Source organism: Frondihabitans cladoniiphilus (assembly GCF_039544345.1).
In the GTDB taxonomy this organism is placed as follows: Bacteria; Actinomycetota; Actinomycetes; order Actinomycetales; family Microbacteriaceae; genus Frondihabitans; species Frondihabitans cladoniiphilus.
Map to the genome: position 1 here is coordinate 35,937 of NZ_BAABLM010000007.1, position 18,795 is coordinate 54,731.

Here is an 18,795-nt window from a genome sequence, read left to right on the forward strand (position 1 = left end):
ACGATGAATAAGTGGATTGGCGGCACCCTCGTGGTGCTGCTTCTCGTATTCCTGTTCGCAGGCGCAGCGCTGATCGGCGGCGGCGGCCCCCAAACCTCATCGGCGTGCGCGGCCACGGCCGTGAACGTCCAGACTGCCTCCGCGCATACGTCGATCGACGGGTACTCCGGCGACCAGCTCGTGAACGCTACGGCGATCATGAACGCCGGGGCCGCCCTCGGCGTGAACACGCAAGGGCAAGAGATTGGCGTCATGACGGCCATGGGCGAATCGACGCTGGAAAACATCACCTACGGCGATGCGGCCGGCCCCGACTCGCGGGGCCTCTTCCAGCAGCGGGACACCTGGGGAACCCTCGCCCAGCGCATGGACCCGACCCAAGCTGCGACGTTCTTCTTCCAGCGGCTCCTAAAGGTGCCCAACTGGCAGAGCATGGCCCCGTCGCTCGCCGCCCACGCCGTGCAGATCAACGCTGACCCGAATCACTACACGAAGTACTTCGCGGCGGCTCAGGCCGTCGTGACGGCGCTGACGGGCGGGCAGGCGGCGTGCGCGTCGACGGTCTCGGTGTCAGGCGACGCGCAGGACCTCGCTCAGAACCTCGTCAAGGGCATCGACAACGGCACGATCACGGGCCTGGCACCGGATCACCTGAAAGAGATTCGATGGATTGCCGAAGGACAGACCGTCCCGAACTGCGGCATTGACACCCGCATCTTGCAGGTCATCACCGTGGCGTATCAGACGTTCGGGAAGATCGGGATCTCCGATATTAACCGGAAGTGCACCGGGCAGATTGCCGGTGCCGGCACCGCGTCCGCGCACTATGTGAACGGCGGCGGTCACGCGGTCGACTTCTACAGCCTCGGGGGTGTCGTCACGAACGGGTGGGATGCCAACGCGATCAAGCTGCTCAGGACCCTCGATCCGATCATGGCCGCCGACTCCGGCACCGGGCAGGCCGACTGCAGGGCCACCCACGGGGACCCGGTGCGGCTGACCAACATCAGCCGCCAGTTCGCGGATACCTGCAACCACGTCCACATCGAGGTTGACCCGATGGGTAATGAGCCGATGAAATTCAACGTCACGGCGGCAAGCTCGTGAGCGCGGCCGGTTCTGAACAACTGCCGTCGATCGCGAACTTCGTCGGTCACGAGTGGGTTATCGCGTCGACGGACTTCCCCGACATCGCGACCTGTGGGTTATGGCTTGGGGAAACCCTCACCGCCCACCGTGAAGAGCTGCGTCGACACAGCGCCGTCGACGTGTGCGTGAAGTACCGCATCGAGGGCCGAGACATCGACGGCAGCGTGCAGCACGTCCGCGAAGCCATGAAGTGGCTGCACGAGGCCTACCGGTTGGCGAAAACCTACGACGTCACCACACGGCCGGAACGCTACGCGCTCCTCAAACAGCTGTCGGCCACGGGCGTCATGCCATCTGAGATGACCCTGATGCTCGGCGTTGATCTCCAGATCGCCGAACGCTTGGCGGGAGACGATCAAGAGGCCCGCGTCGCGCGCCGGCTCCTGCACCAGATAAGCATCACCAACGAACGGACCACCGTATGAACAGCGCCAGAACCAACGTCCTCGTCGGCTTCCTCTTCGCGCTACTACTCGGTGCCGTCTACCTCGCGATCCACGCGGGAGCGGTCTTCTCCCACTCCACGGGCGACTACCCATGGAACCCCGTGCAGCTGCTCGGTGACATGCTGCTGCGCGGAACACCCCTGCCAAAATCGGCGCCGGCGTTCATGATCGTCTTCCTCATCATCGCCGTGGCGCTCTTCACGGTCCTGCTCTCCTGGCAGGCAAGGCGTGCCGCGAACAAGCGCGGCAACGTCGCCCTAGCCCACATGGCCACGAAAGCCCAGACCAAAATTCTGCGGGCCAAACAGCGCACGGCAGAGACAGCCCGCCTGCATCCGAACGCCGTCATGTCGTGCGGGCAAAGCATCGGACGGACGATCGGGAGCCGAACTCAATGGGTCTATCAGGGGTGGCGTGAAACGGGCGTCTACGTTTTCGGCACCGGCCGGGGTAAGACGAGCGCGTTCGTCATCCGGCACTGCCTAGAAGCCCCCGGGGCGTGCATCATGACCTCGAACAAAGTCGACGGGGTGCGGGAAGTCATCGCCGGGAGGAAAGACCGCGGCACGGTGTACCTGTTCGACCCCAACCGCATCTACCGCGACGAGCTGACACCCGATTTCGTCTATAACCCACTCTCGGACATCGAGACGTTAGAAGATGCCGCGGAGCTGGCCATGATCTTCGAGGCATCCACCCGCGGCGAGGCCGACAAGGGTGGAGACGCGCAATTCGACACGGATGGCCGCGACCTTCTGTCAGCATTCCTGCTGGCCGCCGCGGTCAAGAACCTCGGGCTAGCGATCGTCTATCGCTGGCTGGCCGGAAACTACGGCAAAGACGCTCAGGTGATCCTCGACGAACACGGCCTGGAAGGTGTGGCTCTGACAGTTGCCGGTGTTCTGAACGCGGCCGAGAAAACGAAGCAGTCGACATTCAGCACCGCCCGCCGTATGGCCTCCGCACTGAAAAACGACCGCCTCGTGGCATGGACTGACACGAGCGTGAACGAGAAGGAACCGGGCGTGCGCCCATTCGACGCCGCCAAGTTCGTGCAGGGGAAAGACACCCTCGTGCTGCTCTCGAAGGACGGTGCCGGATCGGGCGGTGCGATCCTCACGGCGCTCGTGCGCGCGATCGGCAAGAAAGCCGAGCGTGCAGCCCAACGCAACGGCGGCCGCCTCACGGTGCCGCTTGTGATGGAGCTGGACGAGTGCGCCAACATTGTGCGGTGGCCCGAGCTGCCGTCGCTGTATTCGTTCTACGGCTCCATGGGGATCATCTTGAACGCCTACTTCCAGTCCAAAGCCCAAGGTGTCGAGGCCTTCGGCCGCAGCGGCTGGCAGGCCCTCTGGGACGCGGCCGCGAACCGCGTCTACGGCGGCGGCGTCGCCGACCCCGACTTCCTCGGGGATCTGACACAGCTCATTGGAAAGTACGACGAGACCACCTACGGCACCTCCACCGGCCGCGACGGCCAAATGTCGTCGTCGACGTCGACACGCCAGGTAAACACCCTCGACGTCGACAAGCTCGCTAACCTCCCGGAATGGCGCGTAGTCATGTTCAACTCCAAGTGCCGGCCCGTGATGCTGACCTCTCAGCCCTGGTTCCGTGATCGAGTACTCATCGCGCAAGTCAAAAATGGACCCATGACCGCGGGGGCGCGGCCATGAGCGACGAACCTACCCAAAAAGACCCCAAAATCGATGTTACCGACACCGAGAGCGCCGACCGAGAGCTCGATCCGGGGGCTGACCTCGACCTTCTCGAACCCCGCCCCAGCGCTCACAGCTCACACGAGGAGCCCAGCTACGAGCCAGCATCTCCTATCGACATCCGGGGGCCCTTTCTAGACTGGTTCGACCAGCACTTCAACACCGTCGAGGTCTCAGGGGATCGGGAACGCGCCCCATGGTGCCCCAAGTGGTGGCTGCACCCAGAGGCGACCGCCCGCCTATTGGCGCTCTACTTCGCTTGGCAGGATGTCGAAGTGAGCCTCTCGCTGGAAGCCCGTTCAAACTGGTGGCTGAACCACTGGGACCGACACCGTGCCGTCCTTTTCGACGGACAAACCGGGCCCTTCCGCGAGTGCGACATGACCCGCGGCCACCTGGCTCATCGGATGCGCGACCACGACCCCAAGATGGCTACTCTCCCACCAGATGACTGGCAACCACCAACCTTCTGACACATGCTTCGACGACGAGATGTATACCAACCACGGTGTGCCCGCGCGCCGGTGAAGGAGCCACGTGCTTAGCGGGAGGGCTGTGTTACGCCCGCCCATTGGCCCGACGGGCGGGAAGAAAATCCTGTCAGTCTTCGAGCGATCCGTGAACGCAAGAACGAACTCTCGACCGTTGAATGCGAAGAGGCCCACCCACGTCTCACCTGCTGGAGGACAAGCGTTGCAGTCTGACCCAGACATTGATGAGCGGTCGAAGAGCGGCACCTGCCGCAGTTGTCCGACCCAATCGCGACGTGGTGATCGGATGCCGGGTAGTGGATTCGGCGACGGCCGGCTTGTCCCGTAAAGCCATGAAGGATCCGCTAGCGCGGAGCTAGCGCAGGCGCAGTTGCTTAGACCCACTGCGACAACTACGACGTGGCCCAAAAAAAGGGCCCCCGGTGACGAAACGCCTCACACGGCTGCGGTCGCTGCCACGCGGCGGGCGTTGGTGTCGGTGTCGGTGTCGGTATCGGTGACGAATCGATTACAGCCGGAAGGGATTGGCGCTGTGGCTGCAAGGCCCGGCATGCCGTCGCAGCAGGGCGGCGCATTCGTCATCCACCACGAGGCCCTAGTCTCGGTTCGGGTCGAGTCCAAGCCGCGCTTCGGGCCGAGTGAAGCTGCCGCCGAGGAAGGTGCCCAGGGAGTCGTCGTCGGGCAGGCTGCTCGCGAAGTACTCGGCGTTGTCGCGCGGCACGAAACCGATCTCGAGGCCAGCCGAGGAGTCGATCATTGAGCGGGTGTTCGCGGAGACGCCCCAGACGACGTGGAATCCCGTGGCCTCGGTGGTTGCAGTGGCCAGAGCAAGGCGAGCGAGGTCGTCAGGGGAGCACCAGAACGAGAGGCCGCGCCGGTCGGTCGGCTCGGGTGCGAAGTTCGCGATGCGGGCCGCGACGATGAGCATCGGGTAGCGGTCGGCGTAGACCCTGCCGAGACCCTCGACGGCGACCTTGCTGACCCCGTAGTAGGAGTCGGGCCGGGGGTCCAGGACGGGGGAGGACCGGGCCTCCGACAGGGGCGTGAAGCCCACCGCGTGAATCGAGCTGGCGAGGAGGACACGAGGAACCCCGATCGACGCGGCCGCGGAGAGGAGGCTCTCGGTCCCGTCGATGTTGGCCTGCAGGACCGTCGACCAGGGTCGCTCGGAGGGGACGCCACCGAGATGGACTACGACGTCGACGTCCTTCACGGCTTCTGCAGTGAGGGCGCGGTCGGTGAGGTCTCCGTGGATGAACTCTTCGTTTTTCGCCGGGGGCTCGGCAGGCTCCACGAGATCCAGGAGGCGGAGCTGGTTACCCGCTTCGAGCAGCCGGGGGCGCAGCTCCGAGCCCAGTCGGCCGGCGGCGCCGGTGATGAGAAAACGTTTCATGAGAAGAGGCTACGGTAGGGCTCGTGGTCAGGACCAGCCTCTGCGCATACCCTTGGGACCTCCTCGGAGACCCTGATTCCGTGCGACGTCTCGCCGACTCCGGGGCCGACTCGGTGACTCTGGCGGCTGCGTACCACTCCGTCCGAGCCGCGACCCCTCGTCATCCCGGTCACCGCGTGGTCGACGCCCACGAGGCCGCGCTCTACACGATGGTTCGCCCCGCCGCCTGGGCGGGGAGGGCTCTCCGACCCGAGCCGCCCGGTGCCTGGGCCGCGCCGGACTCGTTCGCTCGCGCGAGCGACACCGTCACCGAGGCCGGTCTCGCCGTCGAGGCCTGGATCGTCCTCACGCACTCGTCCGTCGCCGGAGGACGTGTGCCCGACGCGTGCGTCACGAACGCCTTCGGCGACGTGTACTCCTACGCGCTCTGCCCGTCCGACGATCGCGTCGTCGAGTACGCGACGACCCTGGTCTCCGAGATCGCGCTCGACGGTGCCGAGGGTCTCGTCCTGGAGGCCTGCGGACCCCTCGGCTTCGAGCACGCCGGGCGACACGAGAAAACCGAGGGCGGGGGATGGGGGAGAGGTGCGATCGCTCTCCTCTCCCTCTGTTTCTGCCGATCCTGTCGTCGTGCCCTCGAGGCGTCGGGCCTCGATCCCGAGGAGGTCGCCGCCCACGTCCGCGCCTCGGTCGATCGGAATGCCGACGTCGACGCGCTCGGCGGAGTCGCCGACGTCCTCCTGCAGGTCCGCCGCCGCTCGACGGCGCGGCTCGCCGAGTCCGTCGTGTCGGCCGCCCGAGACGGAGGAGTGCGGCGCATCGCCGTCCACGCTCAGCCGGACCCGTGGGGTGTCGGGCCGGCGTCGGCGGTGCTCGGCCGGGTCGAGGGGGTCGACTCGTACATCGTGCCGACATCGGCACTCGAGGAGGGGCGAGCAGCCGCCGATCTCCGCGATCGGTGCGGTGGTGCATCCCTCGCCGCCTACGTCTCGGGCATGCCGCCGAGAGCACCCGACGCACCGGAAAAGAGCTGGCCCGCCCTGGTGGACGCGGGCGTCGACGAGCTGTACGTCTATCACGCAGGCCTTCTCGACGACGAACGTCTCACCGGAGTGGAACGCGGGCTGGCCGCGGTCCGCTCTCGGTGAGACGCGGTCGTTCGGGTGTGACGGGTGGTGTCACGCGCGGGGCGTCACTTGAGCCCCGTGGTCGCGATGCCTTTCACGAGGTACTTCTGACCGATGAGGAACGCCAGGAACACTGGCACGAGCGACACGATCGACATGGCGAACATCGGTCCGTAGGCGGAACTGCCGGTGGAGTCGATGAACGAGCGCAGAGCGATCGGCGCCGTCAGCTTGTCGGGTGACGTCAAGTAGATCAACGGCCCGAAGAAGTCGTTCCAACTGTTGATGAACGTGAACACGGTCGTCGCGGCGAGGGCGGGCGTCATCAGGGGCAGGATCACCTGGAAGAAGATCCGGGCGTGGCCGGCGCCGTCGATTCTCGCGGCCTCGTCGATGTCCTTCGGGATGGCGCGGATGAACTGGACCATCAGGAAGATGAAGAAGGCGTCCGCGGCCAGGAACTTCGGCAGGAGCAGCGGCACGAATGTGTTGATGAGGCCGAGCTTCGAGAAGATGATGTACTGCGGCACGATGATGACGTGCACCGGGATCATGATGGTGATCAGCATCAGGGCGAAGAGCGGTCTCTTGAACCGGAAGTTCAGTCGGGCGAACGCGTAGGCCGTGATCGAGCAGGAGAACAGGTTGCCGATCACCGAGCCGAGCACGAGGATCGCCGAGTTCATTAGGTATTTGCCGAAGGGGAACGTCAGCGCCGTCCACCCGTTGGTGTAGTTGCTCGTCTCGAAGCTCTTCAGGATGATCCCGGGCTGGGAGAAGATCACGTCGTTCGGTCGGAGCGACGACGCGATCATCCACAGGAGCGGATAGAGCATGATCAGGCCGGCGGCGATCATGATCACGTGCTTGAGGACGCTCGTCCAGCGCTTGCGCGTCGAGCGACCCCGGGCGCGGTCGCGCGGCGGCTTCGCCGGCTTCGTGGTCAGGGAAACGGAGGGCACGAAGTCGTTCGGGCCGGAGGACAGTCGTTCGGTCTCAATCGTCATAGAACACCCAGAATCGCGAAACGATGAAGTTCAACGCAGTGAACGCACCGATGATGAGGACGAGTACCCAGGCCATTGCAGAGGCGTAGCCCATCTGCAATTGCGTGAAGCCCTTTTGATAGAGGTACATCGTGTAGAAGTTCGTGGAGTCGGCCGGCCCGCCCGTCCCGCCCGAGACGATGAATGCCTGGGTGAACGACTGGAACGAACCGATGATCTGCAGCACGAGGTTGAAGAAGATGATGGGGCTGAGCAGCGGGAGCGTGATCTTGAAGAAGCGCTGACGGGCCGAGGCGCCGTCCATCTCGGCGGCCTCGTAGTACATCGTCGGCACCTGTCGGAGGCCGGCCAGGAAGATCAGCATGGGGGCGCCGAAGGTCCAGACGTGCAGGAGGATGATCGTCGACAACGCGGTCTTGGGGTTTGACACCCAGCCGGGCCCCTGGATCCCGAACCAGGCGAGCACCTGGTTCACGAGCCCGCTCGTGCCGAAGATCTGACGCCACAGGATGGCGATGGCCACGGAGGATCCGAGGAGCGACGGCAGGTAGAACACCGAACGGTAGATCGACAGGCCGCGCATGCCCCGGTCGAGCACCATGGCAATGAAGAGCGCGAAGATCAGCTGGAGCGGCACCGAGACGACCACGTAGGTGAAGGTGACTCGGAGCGAATTCGCGAGCCGTGCATCCCCGAGCATGGTCTCGAAGTTGCCGAGACCGATCCACTTGGGCGCCTGGAGCAGGTTGTAGCTCGTGAAGGACAGGTAGAGCGACGCGATCATCGGACCGATCGTGACGACCACGAGACCGATCAGCCACGGCAGGAGGAAGACGAATGCCGCCTTGTTCTCGTGCCGGCCTTCGGTGTGAACGGCTCTCGACTCGCCTTCGGCGCCTTTCTTGCGGCGGGACCGGCTGAGCTCGGTGATCGCGCTCATGGGCGCGACCCGCTCGGCTGTGGCTCCGGGAGCCTCGATGCCCTCGACGCCGTGCGTCGCGGGTAGGGTTCGACCGTCATGTGACCTCCTCGTCAGGTGTTGGCCAATTCTGCCGCCTCCTCTGGGGAAGCGTTTCCTGGCCGTCCTCATTAGAACAGCAATCTCGGAGGCCGTCAACGCGGAAGCGCCGCTGATTATCAGTTCGTTGACACGAGAAAGCGATTTCTGTACTGTCGGCATCGCCCGGTTCACCGGGTCACCCGTTAGATCAAAGGAGATCCCAGTGAACCGATCCATCCGGCGCTCGGCCGTCGCGGTCGTGGCCGTCGGCGTCGCCGCGGTCCTCGGACTGTCGGCCTGCTCGTCGTCCAGCAGTACGGCCAGCGCGCCCGACACCACCAAGAAGGTCACCCTCAGCATGGTCTGGTGGGGCGACGCCACCCGGACTGCCGTCACTCAGAAGGCGGTTCAGGGCTTCGAGAAGCTGCACCCGAACATCACCGTCGACATGCAGGCCCTGCCGTTCGACGGCTACTACGACAAGCTGTCGACGCAGATCGCGGCGAACACGGCCCCCGACGTCCAGCAGATGACCTCCGACTTCCTCGTCCAGTACGGAAACGGTGGCGCTCTGCTCGATCTCGACAAGGTGTCCAAATCGCAGCTCGACTCGGCGACCACGAAGCAGGGAGCGATCGACGGCAAGCAGTACGGCGTGCCGACCGGCATCTCGACCCAGGCGATCGTCGCGAACCCGGTCCTGTTCAAGGCCGCGGGCGTGGCCCTGCCGGACGACAAGACCTGGACGTGGGACGACTACGAGAAGATCGCCAAGAAGATCAGCGACAGCGGCCAGCCCGGCGTCACGGGCTCGACGGCGCTCGGCACGGACATCAGCCAGATCGGCACCTGGTTCCGCCAGGACGGCAAGTCGCTCTTCACCAAGGACGGCAAGATCGGCTTCACGCAGGCCGAGCTGACCGACTTCTTCACCTTCGCGAAGAAGATGGTGACCACGGGCGCCGCGCAGACGGCGGACGAGGCCAGCCAGGAGCCGAGCCTGCCGATCGAGCAGTCCAGCACGGCCACGAACAAGGTCGCCATGGGCTTCTGGCAGACCTCGCAGTTGACCAGCCTCGAAGCCGTTTCGAAGGACGGCCTCAAGCTGCTCCGCATCCCCAGCAAGAGTGGCAAGGCCGGCGGGGCCAAGATGGCCTTCGGGGCGTCGCAGTACTGGGCCGCCTCGTCGCGGACGAAGAACCCCACCGAGGCCCAGGAACTGATCGACTACCTGGCCAACTCGACCACCGCGGGCAAGGACCTCGGCGTGACGCGAGGGTCTCCGGCGAACAGTGCGGTGCGCACCGCCGTTCTGCCGCTGCTGAGCCCGACGGACAAGCAGATCACGGACTTCGTCAGCGCGATCACGCCCGAAGTCGTCAACATCCCGCTCAACCCGAACGGTTCGTCGACGATGCAGTCCAACCTCACGCGTTACACGGCGGAGGTCCTGTTCAACCGGCAGACTCCGGCTGAGGCCGCAAAGAACTTCATCGGCGAGACCCAGACGAGCATCAGCTCGCAGTAGTCGGCTCCCCTCTTCAGAAAGGTCGTTCCATGACGTTCTCCATCGCCGTCATCGGCGCCGGTCAGTTCGCCGGTCAGTTCTCCAAGTTGTTCCACCTCCATCCCGACGTCGGCGACGTGTTCGTCACGGATCTCCTTCCCGAGCGGGCGGAGAGCCTGGCAGCCGAACAGGGCCTGGCCGGAACCTTCGCCTCCTTCGAGGACGCTCTGGCCTCGGACGTCGACGCCGTGGCGATCTTCACTCAGCGGTGGACCCACGGGCCGCTCGTGATCAAGGCGCTCGAGGCCGGCAAGCACGTCTATTCGGCGGTGCCGATGGCGGTCGAGGTCACCGATGTCGAGCGGATCATCGGCCTCGTTCGCGAGACCGGGCTCACGTACATGATGGGCGAGACCAGCTATTACAACCCGGCCGTCGTCTACGCCCGCAAGAAGTACGCGGCCGGTGCGTTCGGCAAGGTCTTCTACACCGAGGGCGACTACGTCCACGACATGGACCAGGGCTTCTACGACGCCTACGCCTTCAGCGGCGGCGACGGCTGGAAGGCGACGGCGAGCTACCCGCCGATGCTCTACCCGACTCATTCGATCGGCGGGGCGCTGGGGGCGCTGTCGACGCACGTGACGAGCGTGAGTTGCCTCGGAGTGCACGACACCCGGAACGACGGAGTGTTCGATCGTTCGGTGAGCATGTTCGACAATGATTTCTCCAACGCGAGCGCCCTCTTCGAGCTGGCCGACGGAGGAGTCATGCGGACGAACGAGTTCCGTCGCGTCGGCTACCCGGCGCGCATCCGCGAGTCGCGATTCCGCTGGTTCGGCGAAGAAGCGTCGATGGAGCAGGTCGCGACGGTCACCCTGTGGCAGAACGCGACCGAGGTGACCGACGTGTCCGACCGCGTCCGCACCAAGCCGAGCGTCTCCGAGGACGACCCGTCTCTCGCCGACGTGTCGCCGGAACTCCGCGCGGCGTTCGTCTCGGGCGGGGCGCCCGTGCACGACACGGAGAGACTGCCCGCGAGCTTCAAGGGGCAGCGGAACGGTCACGAGGGCAGTCACCACTTCCTGGTCGACGACTTCGTGCGAGCGGTCGACGGCGGCCTCGTGCCGCCGGTCAACGCCTGGACGGCCGCCCGGTTCACCGTGCCCGGGATCGTCGCGCACGAGTCCGCTCGGCGCGGGGGCGAACGCCTTCCCGTGCCGGACTTCGGCGACAGCCCGGTGCCGGCCGTCCGCTTCGGCGAAGAGGTCGCCGCCGGCGTCTGAGTCGCAGCACCGCACCGGCCGCTCCGATCGGATGGGCCGGGTCGACAGAGAAAGGGCCGCTCGAACGAGCGGCCCTTTCGCGTGCCCGCTATCAGCGGGGAGCACACGGGCTACCAGCGGGGGAGCACGAGCTTCGCGTCGGGGCTGAACGAGCGGAGGTAGTCGCCGTCGCGGCGGTGCTCGCGGCCGAGACCGAGGTAGGTCTCGTGTGCCGCGCGCAGACGGGCCTGGTCGAGGGTCACGCCCAGCCCCGGCCCTTCGGGAATCGCGAGGGCTCCGTCGACGAACGAGAGGGGTCCCTCCTGAACGACGTCCGACGAGCGGTTCCAGGGGTAGTGCGTGTCGCAGGCGTACGACAGCAGCGGTGTCGCCGCGGCCGCGTGGGTCATGGCGGCGAGGCTGATGCCGAGGTGCGAGTTCGAGTGCATCGACAGGCCGAATCCTGCAGCGAGGCAGACGTCGCCGAGGGTGGTCGTTCCGCGCATCCCGCCCCAGTAGTGGTGATCGCCGAGGACGATGGCGACGGATCCGCGCAGGATCGCGGGTCGGACGTCTTCGAGCTTGACGACGCACATGTTCGTGGCGAGCGGGATCGACGTCTCGGCCGCGAGGCGCCCCATGTCGTCGAGACCCTTGACCGGGTCCTCGAGGTATTCGAGGACCCCTGTCAGCTCGTCCGCGACGCGGCGGGAGGTCTCGAGGGTCCAAGCGGTGTTCGGGTCCAGGCGCAGGGGCGCGTCGGGGAACTCGCGGCGGAGGGCCCGGATCGCCTCGATCTCCTCGTCGGGTGGCATGACGCCGCCCTTGAGCTTCAAGGAGCCGAATCCGTGTCGGTCGACGAGCAGCCTCGCCTGACGCACGATGCCCTCCGGGTCGAGGGCCTCGCCGAACTCGTCGTCGGCAGCGCCCGGATGACCGGCCCATTTGTAGAAGAGGTAGCCGCTGTAGGGCACCGTCTCGCGCACGCGACCTCCGAGCAACTCGACGACGGGGAGTCCGAGGAGCCTGCCCTGGGCGTCGAGGAACGCGACTTCGAGGGCCGAGTACACCCGGCGTCGATCGAAGGCCGACGCAGGCAGTGGCGCGGTGCCGAACGACTCGGGTGCCTCGGTCCGATCGGACCAGACCCGCCAGGAGGCCTCCGGCGAGTCGTCGACCTCGGCCGCGCCTCCCAGGAGGGCGTCGACGAGAAGGCGCAGGGCCGAGGTGTCGAAGACGCTGCGGCCGTGCAGGTGCTGCCCCACGAGCGTCAGCCAGTCGAGCTGGAACGCGTGCCCGGTGCATTCCCCGAGCCCGGTGACGGTGCCGCCTCGACCGTCGTCCACGACGAGCTCGAGCACCGCTCGCAGGACGTGAGGCTGATGCAGACCGTCGGCGTTGAGGAGGGGCGGGTCGGCGAAGGCGATGGGGGTGACGCGGAGTTCGAGGATCCTCACGTCACTGCTCCCTGATCGCCGGGCGAGTGAGCCCGTGGACTTCGGCGCTCGGCCAGCCGGGGTCGACCGACAGTACGTCGACGGCGCCGTCCGCTCGGACGATCACGGTGTCCTCGAGCTTCACGCCGGGCGCGTTCGGGTTCCACGCGAAGGCCTGATCGGCGCGGACGATATTGGAGGTCGTCGCCGTCGCGCGGGGGTCGCGGCCGTTGTAGCCGGTGGGGCCGCCCTGGTGGTGGCGCTCCCAGGTGTCGGGCGCGAGGCCGTGGGCGGCGTACGCGGCCGTGCTCGCCGCGAACACGTCGGAGAGGAGGGCGCCCGGCTTCGTGGCGGCGAAGAAGTCGGCTTCGACGGCGAGGAGTCGGGCCTGGGCATCCCCCTCTTCGTTCGTTGCCGGTCGGAACCGGATCCAGCGGGTCACGTTCGCGATGAGTCCACCCCGTCGCGCGCAGACGACCGCCATCGCGAGGTCGCCGAGGGGCGACTCCGTCGGCAGCGGGTGCGGGAATCCGAGCCGCTCGCGTCCGGCGACGAGGACCACCAGCGGATCCGCCCCGAGGGCGACGATGCCCCCGGCCAGGCGAGCCGCCAGCGAACGCTCCGTGTGGTCGGGGCGAGCCGACTCGAGGGCCGCCCCGAGCATCGCCGTCACCTCCTGGCAGAGCAGCCGGTAGCGGTCGATCTCGACGTCGAGCAACGACGCTCGCAGATCCTGCAGCTCGAAAGCGACGTCCGCTTCGCGGAGGGCGGCCGGGGATGCACGGGTCGGCTCGGCGAGGAGGGGCTGGTCCCAGCGGGGCGAGGTCACGGTGAGCCCGTGCGGCAGCTCTTCGGCCTCGATGCGCGCCCGTTCGTTGCCGAACACGCGGATCTCGTCGTCGCCGCCTCGACGCAGCACGGCCGCGACCACCGGATCGCCGACGAGCGAGACCTGCACACGGGCGCCGGCCAGGAGCCAGGAGAGGGCGCCCGGCGAGGTGAGGGTGAGGGAATCCGCCCCTCTCTCGGTCAGGAGCCCCTCGACCCGGTCTCTTTTCAGGCGGTGTTCGTCGAATGAGGTCGTCATCGTCGTCTCCCTGTTCCGTCCCGGACGTCTGTGGCCCAGGAAACGTTTTCTTCGCCTAAGCTACCGATGACGGCGAGGGGCTGTCAAAGACGACCGGCTGCCGACGAGGGCGGCCGCTACGAGCGACGAGGGGCGACGATGCCGACCGAGACCTACACGAACCCGATCCTCGACTCGGATTGGCCCGACCTCGACGTCCTGCGCGTCGGCGAGACCTACTGGCTCGTGGCCTCCAGCAGCAACCGGGTGCCCGGGCTTCCGCTGCTGACGTCGCCTGACCTCGTCAACTGGACCTCGGCGGGGCATGCCCTGCCGCGACTCGAGCCCGAGGAGTGGTTCTCGCAGCCGCGCCTCGGTGGGGGGATCTGGGCGCCCTCTCTGCGATTCCACGACGGCGAGTTCCTCCTGTTCGTGCCGGATCCCGACCAGGGCCTGTTCGTCCTCCGCGCCACCGACCCGGCGGGGGAGTGGTCGCGGCCCGAGCTCCTGTACCCGGGGCTCGGGCTCATCGACCCTTGTCCGCTCTGGACCGACGACGGCCGTGCCTGGCTCGTGTTCGCCTGGGCGCGGAGCCGGAGCGGCCGCGTCAACCGCCTCGACGTCGTCGAGATGTCGCCCGATTCCCGGCGGGTGATCGGGACGCCCGTGACGGTCGTCGAGGGCGCGGACATCGAAGGCTGTTCGGTGTTGGAGGGCCCGAAGTTGTACGAGCGGGACGGCTGGTACTGGATCTTCGCCCCGGCCGGCGGGGTTCGCGAGGGCTGGCAGTACGCGTTCCGGTCGCGCTCGGTAGCGGGACCGTACGAGCACCGCGTGGTGCTGGCGACGAACGACACCGACGTCAACGGACCGCACCAGGGGGCGTGGGTGACCTCCCCCGAGGGCGAGGACTGGTTCCTGCACTTCCAAGACCGCGGTGTCTTCGGCCGGGTCGCCCATCTGCAGCCGATGACCTGGTCGGACGACGGCTGGCCGGTGATCGGCGACGAGGGCTCGCCGGTCCGGGAGCACGAGGTCCCGGTCCGCGCCCGGGGGCGGGCGCGATTCGCACCGGAGCGCGGCGACGACTTCACGAGCGGGCGACTCGGCGACCAGTGGCACTGGCAGGCGAACCCGGGCTCCGAATGGTCGGCCTTCGACGGGGCGGGGACCCTGCGTCTCGGCGCGGTCGCCTCGGATACCGGGCGTCTCGCCTCCCTCGGTCAGGTCCTCGGTCAGTCCCTGCCCGGGACGGCGACCACGTTCGAGACGACTCTCGCCTGGCGGGGGAGCGAACCGGGCTCCCGCGCGGGCACCGTCGTGCTCGGCGGATCGTCGGCCTGGATCGGCGTCCTCGTCGGCGACGATGGGCGCGCCCGGCTGACCGTCGGCAGCGACGATCAGGGAGCGCCCGAGCGGCGGGTCGACCTGGGTCCGGTCGGTGAGGGCGAGGTGCTAGGGCTCCGGCTCGATTCCGACGACGACGGTCGCGTCGACCTCGCCTTCCGGCGGCCGGGCGACGACGAGTGGACGACCGGCCTCGGGGGCTTCCGGGCCTCCGAGGGCCAGTGGATCTCGGCTCAGCTCGGACTCTTCGCGGCGTCGCCGGCGGGATCGGCGGGGGGCGGGCACGGGCTCTTCGGGCCGGTCGCCGTCACCGGTCGATCGGTGTGAAGACCCGTTGCGGTGCGCGCGCTCAGCGCCGGGAGGCGACCGGGCCGGTACTGCCGCGCACCTCGAGGCGGGGTCGGTAGTTGACGTCGAACGCCGGCGTCTCCTCGCGGAGAAGAGCGTGGAGTCGAAGCCAGGCCTGCTCGCCCAATTCGACGACGGGAACCGACGCGGTCGTGAGCGGCGGTGTCGTGTAGCGGGCGAGGGGGATGTCGTCGAAACCGGTCACGGAGATGTCCTCCGGCACGCGCACGCCGAGCTCGGCGAGTCCGCTCAGGAGCCCCATCGCGACGAGGTCGTTGAAGGCCAGGATCCCGGTGTAGCCCGACCCTGCGATCTCGGCAGCCGCCTCGTGGCCGCTCTCGAAGGCGGTGCCGCACTCGATGGTCGTCAACTCCGTGTCCGGGTGCGTGGCCGAGAATTGGGCCAGGCCGCGAAGGCGGGCCGCGTTGGAGGCGCTCTCCGGGTTGCCCTGCAGGAAGGCCATCCGGCGGTGGCCCAGGCCGTAGAGGTGCTCGGCGAGCGGTCGGACTCCGGCCTCGTAGTCCGCCGTCAGGACCGGGGTCCGGGTGCCGGCGTTGTCGCGGTTGATGAGGACGGCCGGGGCGAGTGCGGGGAGGAGATCGGCGAGGAGGTCCTCGGCCATGCGAGGGGCGCACAAGACGATGGCGTCGCACCGTCGCCGCATCTCGATTGCGAGGATGCTCTCTTCGCTGGCGATCTCACCCGAATCGGCCACGAGGATGCGGTAGCCGTCCTTGGCGGCGGCCCGGCTGACTCCTCGCATCATGCTCTGGAATGTCGGGTTGGCCAGATCCGGCACGAGGATCGCGACAGTGGTGGTCTTTCCGAGGACCAGTGACCGGGCGAGCGGGTTGGGCGCGTAGTTGAGTGTGACGGCCGCCTTCCGGACTCGCGACGCGATCTCCGGGTCGACCGTGGCGTTACGGTTCATCACCCGCGACACGGTCGAAACCGAGACCCCGGCGAGTTCGGCGACGGCGCTGATGGGGGCGGGCTTGCGGGGTGTCCGTGCCATGCGGTCTCTTCCTCGTTCTCTGTTGCCGACTTCATCGTCGCAATAGTCAGGAAACCCTTTCACATCAGAGCCCGTGCCGTCCACTCGATCTGTTTGACGTGCCGCAGAAGACCTGATCTAATGGCTCGGGACGGCTCAGGAAACGCTTTCTCAGTTTCTCCGTCCGGAACATTTCACGCGGAGACCAACGGAGGACTCGATGACCACCATCCGATACGGCCTGATCGGAAGCGGGATGCGAGCCCGGATGTACACCGGGGCGATCGCCGGCGACCACTCGTCCGACGCCGAACTGGTGGCCCTCTTCGACGTCAACGAGGGGCGGATGGAGTACCACGCCTCGGCGCTCGAGGCCCAGGGTGCTGCCCGGCCCGTTCTCGCGTCGCCGGACGACCTGGAGCGCGTGATCCAGGAGCAGGGCATCCAACGGATCATCGTCACCTCGCCCGATTTCACCCACGCCGAGATGATCGTGCGGGCACAGCGGGCCGGTGCCGACGTCGTCGTCGAGAAACCGCTCACCATCGATGCCGAGGGATGCCGGGCGATCGTCCGGTCGTCCGCCGAGACCGGTCGAGACGTCGTCGTCACGTTCAACTACCGGTACTCGCCCCGCAACACGGCCCTCAAGGAGGTCATCGCCTCCGGTCGTATCGGTGAGGTCACGAGCGTCCACTTCGAATGGGTCCTCGACACCAATCACGGAGCCGACTACTTCCGGCGGTGGCACCGCGACAAGGCCAACTCCGGCGGCCTCCTCATCCATAAGGCCTCGCACCACTTCGACCTTGTCAACTGGTGGATCGACGACGTGCCCGTCCGGGTCTTCGCCAGCGGCGGCCTGCGGTTCTACGGGGCAGAGCAGGCCGAGCACCGGGACCTCGGACCCCGCCCGGAACGCGGAACCGTGGACGGCGCTGCCGAGGACCCGTTCCTCCTGGACCTCCGTACCGACGAGACGCTCGAAGCGCTCTACCTCGAGAACGAGAAGTTCGACGGCTACCGCCGCGACCAGGACGTCTTCGGCGAGGGGATCACGATCGAGGACAACCTCTCGTTGGTCGTCGACTACGAGAAGGGTCCGAGCATGTCGTATTCGCTCAACGCGCACTCTCCGTGGGAGGGCTACACCGTCTCCATCAACGGGACGAAGGGGCGTGCGGAACTCATCGTCGTCGAGCGCGGGGCCGTCGTCGAGCTCGACACCATCGACCCGAGCGCATCGCCCGACAACGGGCAGGCCGAGAGCATCCGTCCGCCCCGCGAACGCCTCGTGGTGCAGGAGCACTGGCGTCGTGCCGAGGAGATTCCGATCCCGGACGACGGCGGAGCCCACGGCGGCGGCGACGTCCGTCTGCTCCGCGACGTCTTCGAGGGGCCGCAGGACGACCCGCTGGGCCGTCCCGCCGGCTGGCTCGACGGCATCCGGTCCGTCGCCGTGGGCATCGCCGGCAACGCGTCGCTCCGAAGCGGCCAGGCAGTCCTCGTGAAAGACCTCGACCTCGGTGTCGACCTCACGAAGCGGTCCGAGAAGGTGCGCGCATGACCCGGATCCTGGTCACGGGCGGAGCGGGGCGGCTGGGGCGCAGCGTCGTCGCGACGCTCGTCGAAGCCGGGCACGAGGTCGTGTCGGTCGACCGCATACGGACAGGCGCTGCTGGAGCCCGCGAGATCGAGCTGGACCTGACCGACCGCACGGCGACCCTCGCCGTCTTCCGGGACGAGCGTCCTGAGGCCGTGATCCACCTCGCGGCGATCGCCGTCCCGTTCAGCGCTCCCGAGGACGTCATCTTCAGGACCAACACGACGATCGCCTGGAACGTCGTCGAGGCCGCCGGTGTCGGGGGAGCGACGAAGGTGCTCGCTGCCAGCTCGCCGACGGTGATCGGCTACGGAGCGCCGCACGGGTGGACGCCCGAGCGCCTGCCTCTCGACGAGACGACGCCCCTGGCCCCGTGGAACGCCTACTCCCTCTCGAAGCGCGTCATCGAGGAGATCGTCGCGATGGCCGCGACCCGTGACGGGGACGCAGTCCGCTACGGGATCTTCCGGCCCTGCTTCGTCATCTCGCCCGAGGAGTGGGACGGCGCTCCGACCCAGCAGGGGCACACCCTCCTCGAACGTCTCGACAACCCCGACCACGCTGCGGTCTCGCTGTTCAACTACGTCGACGCCCGCGACGCCGGCGACTTCGTCCTCGCGTGGCTCGCCCGAGCCGACGAAGTGCCCAACGGGTCGGTGTTCTTCGTGGGTGCCGCGGATGCACTGGCCCGTGAATCACTCGACGAGCTCGTGCCTCGGTACCTTCCTGCGGCCGAACGTCAGGCCGGAGTCCTCCGAGACGGTGCCCCGGCCTTCTCCGTCGCCAAAGCCGCCCGGCTCCTGCAATGGGCCCCCACGCGTTCCTGGCGAGAGCAACTCCACGAGCCGGTCGCCGTCCCCACCCCGAACGCAGCCACAGAGACGAGCCTTTCATGACC

The 18,795-nt window shown here is 67.4% G+C and carries 16 protein-coding genes; 10 read left to right on the forward strand and 6 right to left on the reverse strand.

The window, feature by feature from the left end; genetic code table 11:
- The first annotated feature begins 3 nt into the window (after nucleotides 1–3).
- The 4 genes from ABEA39_RS14755 to ABEA39_RS14770 are packed head-to-tail and all read left to right on the forward strand — an operon-like array spanning nucleotide 4 to nucleotide 3,786.
- A complete protein-coding gene (locus ABEA39_RS14755; protein ID WP_345376695.1) occupies nucleotides 4–1,107 on the forward strand; it encodes a hypothetical protein in 1,104 nt (367 codons plus the stop codon).
- Nucleotides 1,104–1,574 (forward strand): hypothetical protein, encoded by a 471-nt coding sequence (locus ABEA39_RS14760; protein ID WP_345376696.1) that lies wholly within the window; start codon nucleotides 1,104–1,106, stop codon nucleotides 1,572–1,574. The genes ABEA39_RS14755 and ABEA39_RS14760 overlap by 4 nt, the downstream gene beginning before the upstream one ends.
- Nucleotides 1,571–3,271, forward strand: coding sequence for a type IV secretory system conjugative DNA transfer family protein (locus ABEA39_RS14765; protein ID WP_345376697.1), 1,701 nt, complete (start codon nucleotides 1,571–1,573; stop codon nucleotides 3,269–3,271). The genes ABEA39_RS14760 and ABEA39_RS14765 overlap by 4 nt, the downstream gene beginning before the upstream one ends.
- On the forward strand, nucleotides 3,268–3,786 hold the full coding sequence (locus ABEA39_RS14770; protein WP_345376698.1) for a DUF4913 domain-containing protein: 519 nt from the start codon (nucleotides 3,268–3,270) through the stop codon (nucleotides 3,784–3,786). The genes ABEA39_RS14765 and ABEA39_RS14770 overlap by 4 nt, the downstream gene beginning before the upstream one ends.
- A 613-nt stretch (nucleotides 3,787–4,399) precedes the next feature.
- On the opposite strand, the gene ABEA39_RS14775 is transcribed toward ABEA39_RS14770, so the two are convergent.
- A complete protein-coding gene (locus tag ABEA39_RS14775) occupies nucleotides 4,400–5,197 on the reverse strand; it encodes an NAD-dependent epimerase/dehydratase family protein (RefSeq protein ID WP_345376699.1) in 798 nt (265 codons plus the stop codon).
- An 80-nt stretch (nucleotides 5,198–5,277) separates the two neighbouring features.
- Here ABEA39_RS14775 and ABEA39_RS14780 point away from each other — a divergent pair, with 80 nt between their 5' ends.
- Nucleotides 5,278–6,345: a hypothetical protein gene (locus ABEA39_RS14780; protein WP_345376700.1), complete on the forward strand. Its 1,068-nt coding sequence runs from the start codon at nucleotides 5,278–5,280 to the stop codon at nucleotides 6,343–6,345.
- 44 nt (nucleotides 6,346–6,389) lie between these two features.
- Here the strand turns inward: ABEA39_RS14780 and ABEA39_RS14785 are convergent, their stop codons facing one another.
- Together ABEA39_RS14785 and ABEA39_RS14790 are read right to left on the reverse strand one after the other, a co-directional pair.
- A complete protein-coding gene (locus tag ABEA39_RS14785) occupies nucleotides 6,390–7,331 on the reverse strand; it encodes a carbohydrate ABC transporter permease (protein ID WP_345376701.1) in 942 nt (313 codons plus the stop codon).
- The gene (locus ABEA39_RS14790; protein ID WP_345376702.1) at nucleotides 7,321–8,271 is read right to left on the reverse strand and encodes a carbohydrate ABC transporter permease; all 951 of its coding nucleotides are present in this window, start codon (nucleotides 8,269–8,271) and stop codon (nucleotides 7,321–7,323) included. Before ABEA39_RS14790 ends, ABEA39_RS14785 begins: the two co-directional genes overlap by 11 nt.
- A gap of 283 nt (nucleotides 8,272–8,554) precedes the next feature.
- Between ABEA39_RS14790 and ABEA39_RS14795 the strand changes: the two genes are divergently transcribed.
- Nucleotides 8,555–9,859 (forward strand): ABC transporter substrate-binding protein, encoded by a 1,305-nt coding sequence (locus ABEA39_RS14795; protein ID WP_345376703.1) that lies wholly within the window; start codon nucleotides 8,555–8,557, stop codon nucleotides 9,857–9,859.
- 29 nt (nucleotides 9,860–9,888) lie between these two features.
- Complete coding sequence (locus tag ABEA39_RS14800) at nucleotides 9,889–11,124, forward strand: Gfo/Idh/MocA family protein (protein WP_345376704.1); 1,236 nt, start codon at nucleotides 9,889–9,891, stop codon at nucleotides 11,122–11,124.
- Nucleotides 11,125–11,234: 110 nt separating this feature from the next.
- Here ABEA39_RS14800 and ABEA39_RS14805 read toward each other — a convergent pair whose 3' ends face one another.
- Both ABEA39_RS14805 and ABEA39_RS14810 read right to left on the reverse strand, forming a co-directional pair.
- Nucleotides 11,235–12,560 carry an enolase C-terminal domain-like protein gene (locus ABEA39_RS14805; protein ID WP_345376705.1) on the reverse strand — a complete coding sequence of 442 codons (1,326 nt, stop codon included), beginning with the start codon at nucleotides 12,558–12,560 and terminating at the stop codon, nucleotides 11,235–11,237.
- 1 nt (nucleotide 12,561) lies between these two features.
- Nucleotides 12,562–13,626, reverse strand: coding sequence for a M24 family metallopeptidase (locus ABEA39_RS14810; protein WP_345376706.1), 1,065 nt, complete (start codon nucleotides 13,624–13,626; stop codon nucleotides 12,562–12,564).
- Between the two features lie 138 nt (nucleotides 13,627–13,764).
- On the opposite strand from ABEA39_RS14810, the gene ABEA39_RS14815 reads away from it, so the two are divergent.
- Entirely contained in the window at nucleotides 13,765–15,279 is a 1,515-nt protein-coding gene (locus ABEA39_RS14815) for a glycoside hydrolase family 43 protein (RefSeq protein ID WP_345376707.1), read from the forward strand.
- Nucleotides 15,280–15,301: 22 nt separating this feature from the next.
- Here the strand turns inward: ABEA39_RS14815 and ABEA39_RS14820 are convergent, their stop codons facing one another.
- Nucleotides 15,302–16,315, reverse strand: a complete 1,014-nt coding sequence (locus ABEA39_RS14820) for a LacI family DNA-binding transcriptional regulator (RefSeq protein WP_345376708.1) — start codon at nucleotides 16,313–16,315, stop codon at nucleotides 15,302–15,304.
- 199 nt (nucleotides 16,316–16,514) lie between these two features.
- On the opposite strand from ABEA39_RS14820, the gene ABEA39_RS14825 reads away from it, so the two are divergent.
- The gene (locus ABEA39_RS14825) at nucleotides 16,515–17,861 is read left to right on the forward strand and encodes a Gfo/Idh/MocA family oxidoreductase (protein WP_345376709.1); all 1,347 of its coding nucleotides are present in this window, start codon (nucleotides 16,515–16,517) and stop codon (nucleotides 17,859–17,861) included.
- Complete coding sequence (locus ABEA39_RS14830; protein ID WP_345376711.1) at nucleotides 17,858–18,793, forward strand: NAD-dependent epimerase/dehydratase family protein; 936 nt, start codon at nucleotides 17,858–17,860, stop codon at nucleotides 18,791–18,793. The genes ABEA39_RS14825 and ABEA39_RS14830 overlap by 4 nt, the downstream gene beginning before the upstream one ends.
- Nucleotides 18,794–18,795 lie beyond the last annotated feature (2 nt).